An 18,512-nucleotide genomic window follows, 5' to 3' on the forward strand; every position below is an offset into this window, starting at 1 on the left:
TTTCTGTCATCCGCCATCAGACTTGCGGCGTTCCCACAGCACCGACAGCTTCCGCCCCCACCGATGTGTGAGCTTTTCGCCCTCAACAGCCGCCAGCCGGCCGCCGCCACCTTCTCACTGAGTGGCTTCGCCGCCCGCGGTGGGCGCACCGCGGATCATGTCGACGGCTGGGGCGTGGCCTTCCACGATGGCGAGCGCTGCGAGGTCACCGTCGAGGACAGCCCGGCCGCCGAGTCCGAACTGGCGCGTCATCTGGGCCACCACCCGGTGCGGGCCCGCAACATCCTGGCCCACATCCGCAAGGCCACCCAGGGCGCCCGCACGCTGGAAAACTGCCACCCCTTTCGCCGCGACTGGGCCGGCCGCACCTGGGTCTTTGCCCACAACGGCGACCTGAAGGACTTCCACCCCGCGCTCGACGGCAGCTTCACGCCCGCCGGCCAGACCGACAGCGAACGCGCCTTCTGCTGGTTGATGCAGCGGCTTGAGCAGCACTTCGGCGACCACCTGCCTGCATGGCCCGAGCTGGCGGCCACGCTGACGCCCTGGATCCACGAAGTCGCCGAGCACGGCCGCTTCAACCTGCTGCTCACCGATGGCCGCGCCATGCTGGCCCATGCGTCCACCAAGCTGCACTGGCTGCAGCGCCGCCCGCCCTTCGGCCATGTGTCGCTGCGCGACGGCGACCTGAGCGTGGACCTGGCCACCGTCAACAACCCGGCCGATCGCATGGCCCTGGTGTCGACCGAGCCGCTGACGCACGAGGCTTGGCAGGCATTCGCGCCCGGCGAGGTGCGTGTGTTCCAGGACGGCGACTGCGTGTTTCTGAGCGAAGGCGTGGCGGAACTAGCCGCCGCTTAAGGCGGCATCCACAAGGCCTCGTGCTTCCTGCAGCAGCAGCTGCAGATGCGCTTCGTCCCGCCAGCTCTCGGCGTAGACCTTGTAGATGTCTTCGGTGCCCGAGGGCCGCGCGGCAAACCAGCCGCCGCCGGTGATCACCTTGAGGCCGCCAATCGGCGCACCGTTGCCGGGCGCCTGGCTCAGGACTGCCTCGATGGGATCCCCCGCCAATGTCTTCGCGGTGACCTGGGCCGCTGTCAGCGCGGCCAGCTTGGCTTTCTGCTCCCGCGTGGCCGGGCCTTCCACCCGATCCGCATGCGGCGTGCCGAGCTCGGCAGTCAGGCGCTGGTAGTACACGCCCGGGTCGCGGCCCGTGCGGGCCGTGATCTCGGCGGCCAGCAGCGCCGCCGCCATGCCGTCCTTGTCCGTTGTCCACACGCGGCCGTCGCGGCGCAGAAAGGACGCCCCCGCGCTCTCCTCGCAGCCCAGGCCCAGGCTGCCGTCCAGCAGCCCCGGCGCAAACCACTTGAAGCCCACGGGCGCCTCGAACAGGCGACGGCCCAGGCGCTGCGCGACGCGGTCGATCAGTGCCGTGGTGACGACGGTCTTGCCGACGGCGGCACTCGCCTTCCATCCCGGGCGGTGGCCGAACAGATAGTCCACCGCCACGCTGAGGTAGTGGTTGGGCGGCATCAGGCCAGCGCTGCGCGTGACGATGCCATGGCGGTCATGGTCGGTGTCGCAGGCGAAGGCCACGTCGAAGCGCTCACGCATCTGCGTCAGCCTGCGCATCGCCCAGGGTGACGAGGGGTCCATGCGGATCTGCCCATCCCAATCCAGCGTCATGAAGGCAAAGCGCGGGTCCACCACATCGCTGACGACGGTCAGCGGCAGGCGGTAGCGCTCGGCAATCGCCGGCCAGTAGTCCACGCCGGCGCCGCCCAGGGGGTCCACACCCAACTGCAACCCGGAGCCGCGGATGACGTCGAAATCGATGACCTGCTGCAGCGCCGCGACGTACTGGGCCAGATAGTCGTGCTCATGGCAGCCCAGCGCCGCGAGCGCCTGCTCGGGGTCCTTGCGCAGCACGCCCTTGAGCCCTTGCTGCAGATAGGCGTTGGCGGCGGCCTGGATGCTGCCCGTGACATCGCCATCCGCCGGGCCGCCATGGGGCGGGTTGTATTTGAACCCGCCGTCGCGCGGCGGGTTGTGCGAAGGCGTGACGACGATGCCGTCGGCGCGCTGCCAGCCCTCGCGACCCTGGTTGTATTCCAGGATGGCGAGGGACACCGCGGGCGTTGGCGTGAATTGACCCGGCGGCGCCAGCATGACGTTCACGCCGTTGGCCGCCAGCACCTCCAGTGCGCTGCGAGAGGCGGGCTCGGACAGCGCATGCGTGTCGGCCCCAAGGAAGAGCGGCCCGGCTATGTTGTGCTGCTTGCGGTGGTCGCAGATGGCCTGGGTGATGGCCAGCACATGCCATTCATTGAACGAGCCGTCCAGGGAAGAGCCCCGGTGGCCCGAGGTGCCGAAGCTGACGAGCTGTTCGGCACAGGAAGGGTCGGGTTGGCGCGAGAAATAGGCCTCCCGCAGGGCCTCGACGTCGATGAGGATGTCGGGCGGCGCGGGTTGGCCGGCAAGTGGATGGTGTTCTGCACTCATGCCCCGCATGCTGCCCAGCATGGCGAGTCGATGATGCCGGACTGTTACACCTGGATTTGCAGGCCCTGGCCTACAGCACGGGGCTATGCCTGTTCGACCGGTACCACGCCATGCTCATGCAGCAGCAGCCCGCGGTACACCGCCGTGTGCGCCGGCGTCCCAACGCCCAGTTGCAAGCCCAGGCCATGCACGCGCCCGCTGAGCCAACTCAGCTCGAGGCGATTGCCTCGCTCCAGGTCTTCGGCCATCGATGAGCGAAAGGCCGCCGGCATCGCGGCAAGCTTGCCCATGACCTCGTCGGCGAGGCCCGCGCGCATCGCCACGCCATGGGCCTGTGCCACGGCAACGGCTTCGTCCACCAATTGGCGCTGGAAGGCCCGCGTCTCGGCATTGCCAAGGATGGCCCCCATGCGCGCACGCAGCAGCGAGGTGGCGCCGGACAGCGAGGCCAGGGCGACAAACTTCTCCCAGATCGTCTGCGTCGCGTTGTCGCTGAGCTTCACGGACAGCCCGGCCAGACCCGCCGCGGTCCGCTCCAACTCGGCCATCGTCGCGTCGCCATTCAGCCGGTCGGCAACGATCATGTGCAGGCCACCCGGTGAGCGGATCACGCCCGGCCGGGCGACGACGGCGGACACATAGATCACACCGCCCAGCACCGTGGCGGACGCATCAAGGTGAGCGCGGATCATGGCCACGCTGTCGATGCCGTTCTGCAGCGTGAGCACCCGCGTGTGAGGCCCGACCAGCGCGGCCATGGCCCGGGCCGCGCTCTCCGTGTCGAAGAGCTTGACCGCAAAGATCACCAGATCGACCGGCCCCACGCTGGCAGGGTCGTCCGTGGCGCTGACATGCGGAAGATGCAGCGCAAGCTCGGGGTGCTCGATCCGAAGGCCCTCTCGCTGCAATGCGGCCAGGTGAGCGCCGCGGGCGATGAACACCACGTCATGCCCTGCCTGCTGCAACCACGCGCCGGCATAGCCGCCAACGCCGCCCGAGCCCATGATCGCGATGCGCATGATCGTCCTGCCGCCTGAACCTTGAAGAACGCGCAGGATAGTGGGCTGCCGCGCGGCGCGCTCGCCTGTGGTTTCAGCTCATCGGCGCGGGTTTGAACGGCAGCAGATCAGCGGTCTGGCGGCCGCTTCTTCATTCTTTCAATGCCGGCCTTGGCCAGATCCAGCGAACGCTTGGCCTTGTCCTGGACCTGCTCAGCACTGGGCATCTTCTCCTCGGCCCAGGCCGCGACCTTGCGCACGCCCTGTTCCACCTGGGTCGCGGTCGTGCTCGCCGCGGCTTGCAACTGCTCCGGCGATGGCAGGCGTTCGCGCGTCCAGTCGGCGGCGTCTTTGGCCGACGTGCCCAGCTGCTCCGCACCCGCCCTGGCGCCATGCAAGGCCTTGGTCGCCACGCTGCCGGCGGCGGCCTGCAGCTCCTCGGGCGACGGCAGGCGCTCGCGCGTCCATTCGGCGGCTTCCTTCGCCGAATGCCCCAATTGGCCGGCGGCCTTGCCGACGCCCGACCTGGCCGTGACCCAGGCCTTGGCGAGTGGACCGTCAGGCTCGTGCAGCAGCAGCGTCAGGCTGGCCTGCAGCGCCGTCTCTTCAGCCTCGGACAGCGGCCCGCCGGCCTCCAGCAGCCGGCGCAGGAACTCGCCGAGATCGGTGGCGATGGCCTTGTGGTTGCAGTCGGGGTTGGCATGCAGGAACGCCGACAGCTCCGCCGCCATCTCTTCGACCGAGCCCTGCATGACGCCCGGCTCGATCTGCGCGATGGCCTGGGTGACGAAGCTGGCATCCAGACCCCAGTCGTCCACCAGGTGCTGCACCAGCGCATGCCTCTCGGCGGGCTCGATGCTGCCATCCACCGCGGCCAGCCGCAGCGCCAGCGGCGCGATGAGATCGAAGAGGGCCAGGCCCAGGGTATCCAGCGGCGTGTTCAGGAATTTGGGGATCTCGATGACGCGCGAGCCCTTGGTGTCGCCCAGCCATCGGTACAAGCCGTAGCAGGCGCCGCCCGAGGCCAGCGCAGCCAGTGCCACCCAGCCGATGGGCGTGGTGGCGGCGCCGATGCCCAGCACACCAGACTTCACGACGGCCGCGCCCGCGCCGGCGGCGCCCAGCACGTCCCAGACTTCGCGGGTGCGGTTGATCATGCGCAGGGACTTGTAGGCGTTCTCGCCGATGGCGAGCTTGGCCTTGAACCGCAGGGGCTCGGCAACGACGCGCGTGACGCCTTCAAGCGCGGTGCCGGTTTCGCTGGGGCTGGGTTGGGTGCTCATGGCACCCAAGCATAGAGGGATCAGGTGACAGGCGCAGGGTTGAACAGCACCAGGCTGTTGTGCAGCTTCCAGTGCTCGGCCCAGGTCTTCTTGCGGCCACTGGCGACGTCCAGCAGCAGGCGGAACATCGCCCAGCCGGTCTCTTCGATGGTGGCTTCGCCGTCGGCGATCTTGCCGGCGTTGATGTCCATCAGGTCATGCCAGCGGCGCGCCAGGTCGCTGCGCGTCGCGACCTTCACCACGGGGCATTCGGCCAGGCCATAGGGCGTGCCGCGGCCAGTGGTGAATATGTGCAGATTCATGCCGGCGGCCAATTGCAGCGTGCCGCAGATGAAGTCGCTGGCTGGCGTCGCCGCGTAGACGAGGCCGCGCTGGTCTTGCCGCAGCTTGTCGCCCGGCGCCAGCACATGCGAGATGGCCGAGCTGCCGCTCTTGATGATGGAGCCCATCGCCTTCTCGGCGATATTGGAAAGGCCGCCGGCCTTGTTGCCGGGCGTGGTGTTGGCGGCGCGGTCGACGCGGCCACGGTCGAGGTAGCGGTCGTACCAGCCGAGTTCGCGAATGATGGCGTCGGCCACTTCCGCGCTGGCGGCGCGGCTGGTCAGTTGCTCGACGGCATCGCGCACCTCGGTGTTCTCGCTGAACATGATGGTGGCACCGGCGCGCACCAGCAGGTCAGCGCAGAAGCCCACGGCCGGGTTGGCCGTCACGCCCGAGAAGGCGTCGCTGCCGCCGCACTGCACGCCGACAACGAGTTCGCTGGCCGGCACGGTCTCGCGGCGGCGCGCATTCAGGCGTTCGAGGTGCGGCCTGGCGCTGTTGAGGATGTCGTCGAGCATGGACATGAAACCGACGTGCACATCGTCCTGCAGGCAGATGGTCTCGGGGCCGCTCGCGGGGTCGCGCTCGTCGGTGATCGGGAAGGAGCCCGGTGGCAGCAGGCGCGCCGGCTGCAGCTTTTCGCAGCCCAGGCTCACCACCATCACTTCACCACCGAAGTTGGGGTTCAGCGAGATGTTCTTCAGCGTCCGGATCGGGATGACGGCGTCCGGCGCGTCGATGGCCACGCCGCAGCCATAGCTGTGCTCCAGGCCGATGACGTCGTCGACATGGGGATAGAGCGGCAGCAGCTCGGCCTTGATGCGCGCCACCGCCTGCGCGACGACGCCGGCCACGCACTGCACGGTCGTTGTGATGGCCAGGATGTTGCGCGTGCCGACCGAGCCATCCTTGTTGCGATAGCCCTGGAAGGTGTAGCCCGCCAAAGGCTCGACGGCCGGCGGCTTGACGGTCGCGATGGGCAGGCCTTCGAGCGCACGCGCCGCCGGCATCTGCAGCAGGCGCTCATGCACCCAGCTGCCGGCGGGGATGGCTTTCAGCGCATAGCCGATGGGCACGCCGTAGCGCAGCACCACCTCGCCCTCGGCCAGGTCGCGCAGCGCGACCTTGTGGCCCTGCGGCACCTTGTCTCGCAGAACCAGGCCCGCGCCGGGCACGCCGTCCGGCAGCTTCGTGCCTTCGGGCAAGCCGCCGTCGTTGGCGACGATGGCGACGTTGTCCTCGTCGCGCATGCGGATGGTCAGCGGGGGGCGAGTAGAAACGACATTCATATCCGGCGGCGGCGTGGCTAAAGTGCGAACAGGGCTTGTTGTACGTCGTCTAGTTGTCGTACAACTACTCCACTTTAGACGCCCTTGCCACTTCAAAACTCCGGGAAAACCCGCGAATGCACCCTCCCATCACCCGCCGCCGGCCGCGTTCGCTGGCTTTTGAACTGGTCGATTCGCTCGGAGACCGCATCCGCGCCGGCCAGTTGCAGACGGGCGACAAGCTGCCGACCGAGGCGGCCATCATGGAGGAGTTCGAGGTCAGCCGCACCGTCGTGCGCGAGGCCATCTCCAAGTTGCAGGCGGCCGGGCTGGTCGAGACGCGGCATGGCATCGGTACCTTCGTGCTCGGGGCGGGCGATGCGCCCTCCTTCAAGATCACGCCGGAGCAGTTCAGCACCTTGCAGGACGTCATCGCCGTGCTGGAACTGCGCATCGGCCTGGAAACCGAGGCCGCCGGCCTGGCGGCCCAACGCCGCAGCGAAGCCAATCTTGCTGCCTTGCGCAAGGCGCTGGACGCCGTCATCGCCGCCGTCGAGGCCGGCCAGGACTCGGTCGCGGCGGATTTCCAGTTTCACCTCGAGATCGCGCGCGCGACACAGAACGGCCACTTCGCCGAACTGATGGCGACACTGGGCGCCCAGATCATTCCGCGCGCGCGGCTGGAGCCGGTGGCGGACATGAGCGCCGAGCGCCTGGCTTATATGCGCCGGGTCAACACCGAACACGAGAACATCCTGGATGCGATCGCCAACCAGGACGCCGAATCGGCCCGCGCAGCCATGCGCACTCATCTGAGCAACAGCCGCGAACGCCGCCGCCGCGCCCAGGCCGAAGCCAACTGACCTTCGGTAAAGAAGCGATCCTCGCGGGTTTTCCCTAGTCTTTGTGGATTTGATCTAAGTTGTACGATGACCTACAACTTCTGCATCCCCACACCCTTTCGGAGAGCCGCCCATGTCGCCCCAAGAACTCAAAGCCGTGCTGGAAGCCGGCCTGCTGTCCTTCCCGCTGACCGACTTCGACGCGCAACTGAACTTCGCGCCCAAGCCCTACGCCGACCGCCTGGAGTGGCTGCAGCCCTATGGCGCATCAGCGCTGTTCGCGGCCGGCGGCACGGGTGAGTTCTTCTCGCTGGAGCCGGGCGAATACAGCGACATCATCAAGGTCGCCCTGGACACCTGCCGCGGCCGCACGCCCATCCTGGCCGGCGCCGGCGGTGGCACCCGCGTCGCCATCCAGTACGCGCAGGAGGCCGAGCGCCTGGGCGCGCAAGGCGTGCTGCTGCTGCCCCACTACCTGACCGAAGCCAGCCAGGAAGGCCTGATCGCCCACGTCGAGGCCGTCTGCAAGAGCGTCAAGTTCGGCGTCGTCGTCTACAACCGTGGCGCCTGCAAGCTGACGCCGCAGAGCCTGCTGGTGCTGGCCGACCGCTGCCCCAACCTGATCGGCTTCAAGGACGGCCTGGGCGACATCGAGAAGTTCGTCTCCATCCGCCAGACCCTGGGCGATCGCTTCGCCTACCTGGGCGGCCTGCCCACGGCCGAGCTGTTTGCCGGCGCCTACAAGGCCATGGGCTGCCCGGTCTACTCGTCGGCCGTCTTCAACTTCATTCCCAAGACGGCGATGGAGTTCTACAACGCCCACGCGGCCGGCGACACCGCCACCTGCGACCGCCTGGTGCGCGACTTCTTCATCCCCTATGTGGCCCTGCGCAACAAGGGCGAGGGCTATGCCGTGTCCATCGTGAAGGCCGGCGCGACGCTGGTCGGCCACAGCGCCGGCCCGGTGCGCCCGCCGCTGTCCGACATGCTGCCGACGGAAGTCGACCAGCTCGGCGCGCTGATCTCCAAGCTCGGCCCGCAATAAACCACAACGATTCCAACAGGAGACCAACCGATGAAGCGACTGCTGACCTCCGCGCTGCTGAGCCTCGCCACGCTGGCCATGGCGAGCACCGCCATGGCCCAGGCCTGGCCCGCCAAGCCCGTCACCCTGCTCGTGCCCTTCCCGCCCGGCGGCTCCACCGATGCCATTGCGCGCATGCTGAGCGTCAAGCTACAGGAGAAGCTCGGCGGTAGCTTCGTCGTCGACAACCGCGGTGGTGCGGGCGGCACCATCGGCACCGTCGCTGTCAAGCGTGCGGCGCCCGATGGCTACACCGTCCTCGTCACGTCCCTGGGCCCGCTGGTCATCGGCCCGCACCTGATGAAGAACATCGGCTACGACCCGACCAAGGACCTGGACTTCATCAGCGTCGCCGTACAGGCGCCCAACGTGCTGGTCGTGCCGGCCGCGTCGCCGCACAAGACCATGGCCGACGTGCTGGCCTTCATGAAGGCCAACCCCGACAAGATGAGCTTCGGCACCTCGGGCAACGGCAGCAGCGACCACATCACGGCCGAGTTGTTCTGGCAGCAGACGGGCACGAGCGGACTGCACATTCCCTACAAGGGCGGCGGCCCGGTCATGACCGACCTGCTGGGCAACCAGGTGGATTCCAGCTTCATGAACATCAACACTGCGCTGCCGCAGATCAAGGCCGGCAAGCTGCGCGCACTCGGTATCACGAGCGCCAAGCGCTCGCCAGTGCAACCCGATGTGCCGACGCTGGACGAACTGGGCATCAAGGGCGTGCAGGTTTATTCGTGGCAGGCCGTGGCGGCCCCCAAGGGTCTGCCGGCGGACATCAAGACCAAGCTGCACGGCGCGGTTGTCGCCGCGCTGAATGCGCCGGACGTCAAGCCCAAGCTGCTGGAGCAGGGCTTTGAAATCGTCGGCAACACGCCCGAGCAGTTCACCGCCTTCCAGGCCGCCGAGTTCGAGCGCTGGAAGAAGGTCATCACCGAGCGCAAGATCACGGCGGATTGAAGTTTCCATGAGCAGTTCCACACCCGTCATCAAAGAGCTGCGCGTCGTGCCCGTCGCCGGGCGCGACAGCATGCTGCTCAATCTCAGCGGCGCGCATGCGCCCTTCTTCACGCGCAACATCCTGATCCTGACCGACAGCGCCGGCCACACCGGCGTCGGCGAAGTGCCGGGCGGCGAGAAGATCCGCCAGACGCTGGAAGACGCGCGCCAGCTGGTCATCGGCCAGCCCATCGGCGCCCACCAGCGCGTGCTGCAGCAGGTCAGCCAGAGCTTTGCAGACCGCGATGCCGGCGGCCGCGGCCTGCAGACCTTCGACCTGCGCACCACCATCCATGCGGCCACGGCCATCGAGTCGGCCTTCCTCGACCTGCTCGGCCAGCACCTCGGCGTGCCGGTCGCGGCCCTGCTCGGCGAAGGGCAGCAGCGCGACGCGGTCGAGATGCTGGGCTATCTCTTCTACGTCGGCGACCGCAAGAAAACCGACCTGCCCTACAACGCCGAGCCCGACGCCGACAACGCCTGGAGCCGCCTGCGTCACGAGGTGGCGCTGACTCCCGAGGCCGTCGTCAAGCTCGCCGAGGCAGCGCGAGAGCGCTACGGCTTCAACGACTTCAAGCTCAAGGGCGGCGTGCTGCGCGGCGACGAGGAAGTCGAGGCCATCCGTGCGCTGCACGAGCGCTTCCCCGATGCCCGCGTGACGCTGGACCCCAATGGCGGCTGGCTGCTGAAGGATGCGATCCGCCTGATGCGCGACATGAAGGGCGTGCTGGCCTATGCCGAAGATCCCTGCGGCGCCGAAGACGGTTTCTCGGGCCGCGAGGTGATGGCCGAGTTCCGCCGCGCCACCGGCCTGCCCACGGCCACCAACATGGTCGCCACCGACTGGCGCCAGTTGAGCCACGCGCTGTCGCTGCAGAGCGTGGACATCCCGCTGGCCGACCCGCATTTCTGGACCATGGCCGGCTCGGTGCGCGTGGCCCAGACCTGCCGCGACTGGGGCCTGACCTGGGGCTCGCATTCCAACAACCACTTCGACGTCTCGCTGGCCATGTTCACCCWTGTCGGCGCGGCCGCGCCCGGCAAGGTCACGGCCATCGACACGCACTGGATCTGGCAGGATGGCCAGCGCCTGACCAAAGAGCCGCTGCAGATCCTCGGCGGCCACGTGAAGGTGCCCGAGAAGCCAGGCCTGGGCGTGGAACTCGACATGGCCGAAGTGGAAAAGGCACATGCGCTATACAAGCAACATGGCCTGGGCGCACGCGATGACGCCATCGCGATGCAATACCTGATCCCCGGCTGGACCTTCAACCCCAAGCGGCCCGCCCTGGACCGTTGAACAACCGATAAAGCAGTAGCCCATGTTCAAGAACCTGATTGCTGGCGAATGGCTGGACGGCCACGCCGTCTCCCGCAACATCAACCCGTCCGACACGCGCGACCTGGTGGGCGAATACGCCCAGGCCGACGCCGCCCAAGCCGAACTCGCGATTTCCGCCGCGAGCGCCGCCTTCCCGGCCTGGAGCCTGTCCACGCCGCAGCAGCGCTTCGACATCCTCGACGCCATCGGCACCGAGATCCTGGCTCGCCGCGCCGAGCTCGGCGACCTGCTGGCCCGCGAGGAGGGCAAGACCCTGCCTGAAGCGATTGGCGAGGTCGGGCGCGCCGGCTACATCTTCAAGTTCTTCGCCGGTGAGGCGCTGCGCCCGGGCGGCGAAAGCCTGCCCTCGGTGCGCCCCGGCGTCGGCGTGGAAGTCACGCGCGAAGCCGTCGGCGTCGTCGGCCTCATCACGCCGTGGAACTTCCCCATCGCGATTCCGGCCTGGAAGATCGCGCCGGCCCTGGCCTTCGGCAACTGTGTCGTCTTCAAGCCGGCCGACCTCGTGCCCGGCTCGGCCTGGGCGCTGGCCGAGATCCTGTCGCGCTCGGGCCTGCCCGCCGGCGTGTTCAACCTCGTCATGGGCCGCGGCTCCGTCGTCGGCGAGAAGCTGTTGAACGACCCGCGCGTGGCGGCCATCAGCTTCACGGGTTCGGTCGCGACCGGCCAGAAGGTCGCTGCCGCCTGCGTCAGCCGCATGGCCAAGTTCCAGCTCGAGATGGGCGGCAAGAACCCCATGATCGTGCTGGACGACGCCGACCTCGGCGTGGCCGTGAACGCCGCCGTCAACAGCGGCTTCTTCTCCACCGGACAGCGCTGCACGGCTTCGTCGCGCCTGATCGTCACCGAAGGCATCCATGACCGTTTCATCGCCGCCATGGTCGAGAAGATGAAGACGCTGAAGGTCGACGACGCCCGCAAGGCCGGCACCGACATCGGCCCCGTGGTGGATGCCAGCCAGCTCGGCCAGGACGTCGACTACCTCGGCATCGCCAAGGCCGACGGCGGCAAGCTGGCACAGGGCGGCGAGCGCATCGAGCGCAACGCCGACGGCGCGCCGGGCTTCTACCTGACGCCGGCCCTCATCACCGACACGACGCCCGAGATGCGCATCAACCGCGAGGAAGTGTTCGGCCCGGTGGTCAGCGTGCTGCGCGCCCGCGACTACGAGCACGCACTGGCCCTGTCCAACGACACACCCTTCGGCCTGGCCGCCGGCATCGCCACGACGTCGCTCAAATACGCCACCCACTTCAAGCGCCACTCGCAGGCCGGCATGGTCATGGTCAACCTGCCGACGGCGGGCGTGGACTATCACGTGCCCTTCGGCGGCCGCAAGGGCAGCAGCTACGGCCCGCGCGAGCAGGGCCGCCATGCGGCCGAGTTCTACACGACCGTGAAGACGGCCTACACCCAGGCCTGACCCCACCCCATTGGCACCACCGCCCGACAAGAGGCGGAGCCGCTGCATTCCCGGAGACAACCGATGCACACCGCCACCGCCTCGCTGGCCCAAGCCGCAAGCGCCACGCGAACCAAGAAGCGCTTCGCCATCCTGGCCATGCTCTTCATCGTCACGACGATCAACTACGCCGACCGCGCCACGCTGTCCATCGCCGGGCCTGCGTTGTCCAAGGACCTGGGCATCGACTCGGTGACCATGGGCTTCATCTTCTCGGCCTTCGGCTGGTCCTATGTCATCGCGCAGTTGCCCGGCGGCTGGTTGCTGGACCGCTTCGGCTCCAAGAAGGTCTATGCGGCCAGCATCTTCATCTGGTCGGTGTTCACGCTGCTGCAGGGCGGCATCAGCTTCCTGACCGCGACGGCCACGACCGCCGTCGTCGTGCTGTTCGCGCTGCGCTTCCTGGTCGGCGCGGCCGAGGCGCCCTCCTTCCCGGCCAACGGCCGCATCGTCGCGTCCTGGTTCCCGGCCAACGAGCGTGGCACGGCTTCGGCCATCTTCAACTCGGCCCAGTACTTCGCCACCGTGCTGTTCGCGCCGCTGATGGGCTGGATCACGCACAGCTATGGCTGGCCAGCCGTCTTCGTCGTCATGGGCTTGCTGGGAATTGCTCTCAGCGCCGTCTGGATGAAGACCGTCTTCACGCCCAAGACCCACCCCGGCATCAACCAGGCCGAGCTCGACTACATCGCCGCCGGCGGCGCCCTGGTCCACATGGACCAGCCCGGCACGCAGAGCCGCAGCTTCAAGCCCGAATCGCCCAAGCTCGACTACATCAAGCAGCTGCTCTCCAACCGCATGCTGATGGGCGTCTACGTCGGCCAGTACTGCATCACCACGCTGACCTATTTCTTCCTGACCTGGTTCCCCGTCTACCTCGTCAAGGAACGCGGCATGTCCATCCTCAACGCCGGCTTCGTTGCGGCGCTGCCGGCCATCTGCGGCTTCGCCGGCGGCGTGCTGGGCGGCGTGATCTCGGACGGCCTGCTGCGCCGCGGCAAGAGCCTGACCATCGCCCGCAAGACGCCCATCGTCATCGGCATGCTGCTGTCCACCAGCATGATCCTGTGCAACTACGTCGACAGCGCCACCGTCGTCGTCGCCATCATGTCGCTGGCCTTCTTCGGCAAGGGCCTGGGGGCGCTGGGCTGGGCCGTCGTGTCGGACACCTCGCCCAAGGAAATCTCGGGCCTGTCGGGCGCGCTGTTCAACACCTTCGGCAACACCGCCGGTATCACGACGCCCATCGTCATCGGCTATCTGATCAAGGGCACGGGCTCGTTCAATGCGGCCCTGGCCTTTGTCGCCGCCAACGCGCTGGTGGCCGTCTGCTGCTACCTGTTCGTCGTGGGCGACATCAAGCGGTTTGAACTCAGGAAAGGTTGAATGGGTCTCCGCGATGCAGCGCGCCCTGGTTTGGGATGGGCTGCAAGGCGCAAACCGGAGTCGGGTTGAACACCCGACGAGGATTTGCAACGCCGCAGACCGCCCAAAGCAGGGATGCGATGCGCGCTAGAGATTCGTTCAGCCTTTCCTCATGGCTTGACCCACCGCGGCGCCCAGACCTTGTCGTAGAACTCCAGCGTCTTCACCGGCGAGGCGCCCCACCAGTTGTAGCCGTTGCGGCGTTCCAGGCTGATGTCGTTGACGTCGTCATGCAGGCTCTTGTCGCGGTCGCCGAACACCGGCTTGAGCGTCTTCACGTCGTAGTAGCGCGCCCACAGCGGCCCGGCACCGGGCTGCACGACGAGGCGACGACCCTGGGCTTCGTCCACCTTGGTCCAGGCGCGGTCGCGCACGGCCAGCGCGCGCAGCATGGCGATGCCCGAGCGCACGGCGTCGACGACGGCTGGCGAGGGCTGCGGCAGGCTCATCAGATAGCCCAGCGCGTGGGCGCTCTCGCCGCTGCTCAGCGCCGGCGGCTCGTAGTTGCGTGCCGAAGCCGGCGCCAGCGTCAACGCGTCGTGCTGCTGGGCCCACAGCGTGGGCTTGCCGTCGATGCGGATCTGCGTGGCCAGCAACAGCTGCACGGCGCGCTTCTCGGCCGCGGCCGCCTCGGCCCGCAGCGGCGCCGGCAGCACGCCCAGGCCGGCCTCGCCGCGGGCCACGGCGCCCATCAGCTCCGCCACGTCGGTGACGGCGTTGTCGTTCATCGTGATGGCGTCGTGATAGCCGCCCTGCAACGGCCACACCTGCGGCCAGCCGCCGTTGGGGAACTGCGCCGCCAGCAGATAGCGCACACCGCGTTCGGCCCCCTGGCGGTAGGCATTGCCGGCCTCGCCGGGCAGGGCCGCAGCCACCTTGGCGAGGAAGCGGGTTTCAGTGATGGTCGCGTCGTTGTCGATGGTGCCGACATAGCTCCACTGCGCATCGTGCGGAAAGTCGAAATCGTCCGCAGGCGGCGGCTTCTTCGGGCTGTTGTCGGCCACGAAGGACTGACCCGGCTGGCGTGGCGCGGCGTCTCTGGGCTGGTTCTTGCCCCAGCCGCCGGCCGGCGTCTGATAGCTCAGCACATTGCGCGCGATGAGCAGGGCGGCGTCGCTGCCGTACCAGTCTGCCGGCTTGTCCAGCGGCATGCTGGCCGCGCCGTCACCACGCGACGCTGGCGGCGCAGGCCAGGTGCTCAGGCCCTTGCGCTCGGCGGCCAGCGCGGCGCGATCGGCCATGCGCTGGGCGTCGGAACGGGCCAGGTAGTCGGCCCAGGCCGCACGCTCGGTAGCCGGCAGCGTGGCAACGCGTTCGGCCGTCAGCGCCTGCGCCGACGGAATGGTGCCGATCTGCGCGGCAAAGGCCGACGACGAAAGGGCCAGGGCGAGCAGGGTGAGGCGGCTGGCGACGGTCATGGCGGGCGGCAAAGTTACAGGTGGCCCGCAATCTAACGGCTAGCCGCCGTCATGGGCGCGCTAATCTCCCACCGCTCACACAGTTGATCGACACATGATTCATCGCGCGCGTTTCCCGTGGCTCGCGGCCCTGCTGGTGCTTGCCGGCTGCGCCGCACCTCCTCTGCCACCGGCGCCGCCGGCCTCGCCTGCCCAGGTCGGGCTGCAGCAGGCCTGGGTGCAGGCCGTCGCCGGCCCCGCCTGGGCCGTGCGGGCGCTGACGGCCGACGCCGGCTGCCCGCGCCTCGTCTGGCCGGAAGGCAGCGCGGCGATGACGGAGCGCAGCGCCCCCGGCGACGAGCCCCCGCCGCCAGGCAACAAGGAGCCCGAGCGCAAGCCGACCGCCTTCACGCTGCGCGCCTGCGAGGCGCCCTGGCCGGGGGGCGTGGCGCAGCTGCAGGTGGGAGGTGTCGCCCTGCAGGCACCTGCGGCCGAGGCCCACCGCATCGTCGTCATCGGCGACACCGGCTGCCGCCTCAAGGCCTCGGACCGCGACTTCCAGGGCTGCAACGATGCCTCCGGCTGGCCCTTCCCGCGCGTGCTGGCCCTGGCCCTGGCGCTCAAGCCCGACCTCGTCATCCACGTCGGCGACTACCACTACCGCGAAAGCCCGTGCCCGGCGGACATGGCCATCTGTGCCGGCAGCCCCTGGGGCTATGGCGACGACACCTGGCAGGCCGACTTCTTCCACCCCGCCCGCGCCCTGCTGGCGGCCGCGCCCTGGGTCTTCGTGCGCGGCAACCACGAGGCCTGCGCCCGCGCCGGCCAGGGCTGGCTGCGCTATCTGGACGCCGAAACCGGCCCGGCACGCAGCTGCCAGCCCGCCGGGCCGGGCGCCAACGACGGTGATTTCACGGCGCCATTCGCCGTGCCGCTGTCGTCGCGCAGCCAGCTCATCGTCTTCGATTCCTCGGAGATTGGCAGCCGCACGCCGCCCCGGGATTCGCCGGCCTGGACCCGCTGGCGCCAGCAGCTCGACCAGGTGGGCGAGCTGGCCCGGGGCAGCGCCCAGAGCCTGTTCGTCAACCACCACCCCAGCCTGGCCTTCAGCCCCAGCCTGACCGGGGCGCCCGGCACGGCCCGATCGGGCCTGACCCCGCTGCTGCAGGACGCCACGCCTGGCCGGCTCTTCCCGCCCGGCGTGCAGGCGACCCTGCACGGCCACATCCACATGCACCAGGCCCTGGGCTTCGCCAGCAATCACCCCGTCACCCTGGTCATCGGCAACGGTGGCTCTGCCGCATCCGGCCGCGTCAACGACGCCGCGGCGCTGAAGCACGAACTGCTACCCGGCGCCCGGCTTGAGACGGTGCGCACGCATACCGATTTCGGGCTGTCGCTGCTGACCGCCACCCCCGAGGGCTGGCAGCTGCAGGCCCTGGACGCCCTCGGCCAACCGCTGTCGACCTGCCGCCTGGCCGGCCAGAAGCTCAGTTGCTGACGGCTACGTCTCGTACCAATGACTTTCGTCAGGCCACACGAGAAGTAACGCCCGCGCATTCCATCACTTCGATACCCGATTTGAAGGGTTTCCGGCAGGTAAATCGATGCCGCGCATAAATCACCGCCGGCTAAACTGGGCCCACCTGTCAAGCTGTTTTTGGCAGGACCTCGTTGATGACAGGACTCGGCCACATGAGCTCCAGATTGAAAGTCGCCGGTTGGGTTGCCCTCGGTGCCGTTGCAGGTGCACTCACCACGATGCAACTCCAGGCCAATGCGCGCAGCAGCCTTTCCCCACTGCCCCTGGACGAAATGCAGCAGCTCGCTGCCGTCTTCGGTCTCGTCAAGAGCGACTACGTCGAATCCGTCGACGAAAAGAAGCTGATCAACGACGCCATCGCCGGCATGGTGTCCGGCCTGGACCCGCACTCCCAGTTCTTCGACAAGAAGACCTTCAAGGAATTCCGTGAAGGCACGACCGGCAAATTCGTCGGCGTCGGCATCGAGATCGGCATGGAAGACGGCCTGGTCAAGATCGTCTCCCCCATCGAAGGCTCGCCCGCCTTCCGCGCCGGCCTGAAGAGCGGCGACATGATCAGCCGCATCGATGACACGGCCGTGCGCGGCATGACCATCGACCAAGCCGTCAAGAAGATGCGCGGCGACCCGTCCACCAAGGTCAGCCTCACCATCTACCGCAAGGCCGAGAACCGCACCTTCCCCGTGACCATCGTGCGCGAGGAAATCAAGGTCCAGAGCGTGCGCGCCAAGGTCGTCGAGCCGGGCTACGCCTGGATCCGCGTCAGCCAGTTCCAGGACCGCACCGTCGACGACTTCGCCAAAAAGCTCGAGGAAATCTACAAGCAGGAGCCCAACCTCAAGGGTCTGGTGCTGGACCTGCGCAACGACCCGGGCGGCCTGCTGGATGCGTCCATCGCCATCTCGGCGGCCTTCCTGCCCAAGGACGTCGAGGTCGTGTCGACCAACGGCCAGATCGCCGAGTCCAAGGCCAGCTACAAGGCCAGCCCCGACGACTACCGCCGCCGCAGCAGCGACGACCCGATCAAGCGCCTGCCCGCCGCCTTGAAGAACGTGCCGCTGGTGGTGCTCGTCAACGAAGGCTCGGCCAGCGCCAGCGAGATCGTCGCCGGCGCCCTGCAGGATCACCAACGCGCCACCGTCATGGGTGCCCAGACCTTCGGCAAGGGCTCGGTGCAGACCGTGCGCCAGCTGGGCCCGGAAACGGCACTGAAGATCACCACGGCGCGCTACTACACGCCGAGCGGCCGCTCCATCCAGGCCAAGGGCATCGTGCCCGACGTGCTGCTGGACGAAACCGCCGAAGGCAATGTCTTCGCTGCCCTGCGCATGCGTGAGGCCGACCTCGAGAAGCACCTGAACAACGGCCCCGAGGCTGAAGAGACCGAAGCCCGCACCAAGGCCCGCGAGGAAGCGCGCCAGAAGCTGGAAGCCGAGTACGCCAAGCGCGCCGAGCCGCCCAAGCCCCTGCCCGAGTTCGGTTCGACCGAAGACTTCCCGCTGATGCAAGCGCTGAACAAGCTCAAGGGCCAGCCTGTCATCGCCTCCAAGTCGGCCGTCGAGCGCAAGGCCGAAGCCAAGACGCCCGAGTAACCGGAGTCGTACACCTCATTGAAAACGGGCCTCAGATTGAGGCCCGTTTTTTTATTGGGTTGGCTTTGCCTGGGACTTCATGACTCGCGTGCAGTGAGCCGGGAGTCCGCCCCGGCAGGGCGGCTAACCTTTCTCTGACGCGCTGTATAGACCGGGGACATAGGTAACGGGTGTGCCAGGACATGGGTAACGCTTTGGGGGTTTAGAAGCCCCGGAAGAAGCCCATGGTCTGGACGGAGAAGAGCACCGTGTCCCTGCGTCAAGAATTCGTGCACCTGGCCCGCCAGGACGGCGCCAACGTGCGAGCGCTGTGTCGTCAGTTCGGCATCAGCCCCAAGACCGGCTACAAGTGGCTCGGCCGCTTCGAGCTCGCCCAGGGCGATGTTCAGGCGTTGCATGACCGCAGCCGCCGCCCGCTGATCAGCCCCGCTCGCAGCTGCGATGCCACCGAGCA

The 18,512-nt window shown here is 68.1% G+C and carries 14 protein-coding genes and 1 pseudogene; 10 read left to right on the plus strand and 5 right to left on the minus strand.

Annotated features, from left to right (window positions below; genetic code table 11):
* Nucleotides 1–63 precede the first annotated feature (63 nt).
* Nucleotides 64–861, plus strand: a complete 798-nt coding sequence (locus AC1DW3_RS17195; protein WP_477933069.1) for a class II glutamine amidotransferase — start codon at nucleotides 64–66, stop codon at nucleotides 859–861.
* On the opposite strand, the gene pgm is transcribed toward AC1DW3_RS17195, so the two are convergent.
* From pgm to garD, 4 genes are all read right to left on the minus strand, one after another.
* A complete protein-coding gene (gene pgm / locus AC1DW3_RS17200) occupies nucleotides 847–2,502 on the minus strand; it encodes a phosphoglucomutase (alpha-D-glucose-1,6-bisphosphate-dependent) (RefSeq protein ID WP_477933071.1) in 1,656 nt (551 codons plus the stop codon). The two genes, AC1DW3_RS17195 and pgm, sit on opposite strands and share 15 nt — an antisense overlap.
* A gap of 83 nt (nucleotides 2,503–2,585) precedes the next feature.
* Entirely contained in the window at nucleotides 2,586–3,521 is a 936-nt protein-coding gene (locus AC1DW3_RS17205; protein WP_477933073.1) for a ketopantoate reductase family protein, read from the minus strand.
* Between the two features lie 107 nt (nucleotides 3,522–3,628).
* The gene (locus AC1DW3_RS17210; RefSeq protein ID WP_477933075.1) at nucleotides 3,629–4,783 is read right to left on the minus strand and encodes a tellurite resistance TerB family protein; all 1,155 of its coding nucleotides are present in this window, start codon (nucleotides 4,781–4,783) and stop codon (nucleotides 3,629–3,631) included.
* A gap of 20 nt (nucleotides 4,784–4,803) precedes the next feature.
* Nucleotides 4,804–6,393, minus strand: coding sequence for a galactarate dehydratase (gene garD / locus AC1DW3_RS17215; RefSeq protein WP_477933077.1), 1,590 nt, complete (start codon nucleotides 6,391–6,393; stop codon nucleotides 4,804–4,806).
* A gap of 116 nt (nucleotides 6,394–6,509) precedes the next feature.
* Here garD and AC1DW3_RS17220 point away from each other — a divergent pair, with 116 nt between their 5' ends.
* From AC1DW3_RS17220 to AC1DW3_RS17245, 6 genes are all read left to right on the plus strand, one after another.
* Nucleotides 6,510–7,235: a FadR/GntR family transcriptional regulator gene (locus AC1DW3_RS17220; protein ID WP_477933079.1), complete on the plus strand. Its 726-nt coding sequence runs from the start codon at nucleotides 6,510–6,512 to the stop codon at nucleotides 7,233–7,235.
* A 112-nt stretch (nucleotides 7,236–7,347) separates the two neighbouring features.
* Entirely contained in the window at nucleotides 7,348–8,259 is a 912-nt protein-coding gene (gene kdgD, locus AC1DW3_RS17225; protein ID WP_477933081.1) for a 5-dehydro-4-deoxyglucarate dehydratase, read from the plus strand.
* A gap of 30 nt (nucleotides 8,260–8,289) precedes the next feature.
* Complete coding sequence (locus AC1DW3_RS17230) at nucleotides 8,290–9,261, plus strand: Bug family tripartite tricarboxylate transporter substrate binding protein (protein WP_477933083.1); 972 nt, start codon at nucleotides 8,290–8,292, stop codon at nucleotides 9,259–9,261.
* Between the two features lie 7 nt (nucleotides 9,262–9,268).
* On the plus strand, nucleotides 9,269–10,600 hold the full coding sequence (gene gudD / locus AC1DW3_RS17235) for a glucarate dehydratase (RefSeq protein ID WP_477933085.1): 1,332 nt from the start codon (nucleotides 9,269–9,271) through the stop codon (nucleotides 10,598–10,600).
* A 22-nt stretch (nucleotides 10,601–10,622) separates the two neighbouring features.
* Nucleotides 10,623–12,062, plus strand: coding sequence for an aldehyde dehydrogenase family protein (locus tag AC1DW3_RS17240; RefSeq protein ID WP_477933087.1), 1,440 nt, complete (start codon nucleotides 10,623–10,625; stop codon nucleotides 12,060–12,062).
* 63 nt (nucleotides 12,063–12,125) lie between these two features.
* Nucleotides 12,126–13,487 (plus strand): MFS transporter, encoded by a 1,362-nt coding sequence (locus tag AC1DW3_RS17245; protein WP_477933089.1) that lies wholly within the window; start codon nucleotides 12,126–12,128, stop codon nucleotides 13,485–13,487.
* A 149-nt stretch (nucleotides 13,488–13,636) separates the two neighbouring features.
* Here the strand turns inward: AC1DW3_RS17245 and pelA are convergent, their stop codons facing one another.
* On the minus strand, nucleotides 13,637–14,944 hold the full coding sequence (pelA, locus tag AC1DW3_RS17250; protein ID WP_477933091.1) for a pectate lyase: 1,308 nt from the start codon (nucleotides 14,942–14,944) through the stop codon (nucleotides 13,637–13,639).
* A 94-nt stretch (nucleotides 14,945–15,038) separates the two neighbouring features.
* Between pelA and AC1DW3_RS17255 the strand changes: the two genes are divergently transcribed.
* From AC1DW3_RS17255 to AC1DW3_RS17265, 3 genes and pseudogenes are all read left to right on the plus strand, one after another.
* Nucleotides 15,039–16,424 carry a metallophosphoesterase gene (locus AC1DW3_RS17255; RefSeq protein WP_477933093.1) on the plus strand — a complete coding sequence of 462 codons (1,386 nt, stop codon included), beginning with the start codon at nucleotides 15,039–15,041 and terminating at the stop codon, nucleotides 16,422–16,424.
* 194 nt (nucleotides 16,425–16,618) lie between these two features.
* Complete coding sequence (locus AC1DW3_RS17260) at nucleotides 16,619–18,058, plus strand: S41 family peptidase (protein WP_477933095.1); 1,440 nt, start codon at nucleotides 16,619–16,621, stop codon at nucleotides 18,056–18,058.
* A 224-nt stretch (nucleotides 18,059–18,282) separates the two neighbouring features.
* Nucleotides 18,283–18,501, plus strand: a pseudogene (locus AC1DW3_RS17265) (helix-turn-helix domain-containing protein); the annotation flags it as partial.
* Between the last annotated feature and the right edge of the window lie 11 nt (nucleotides 18,502–18,512).

The organism is Roseateles sp. P2_H4 (assembly GCF_056403315.1).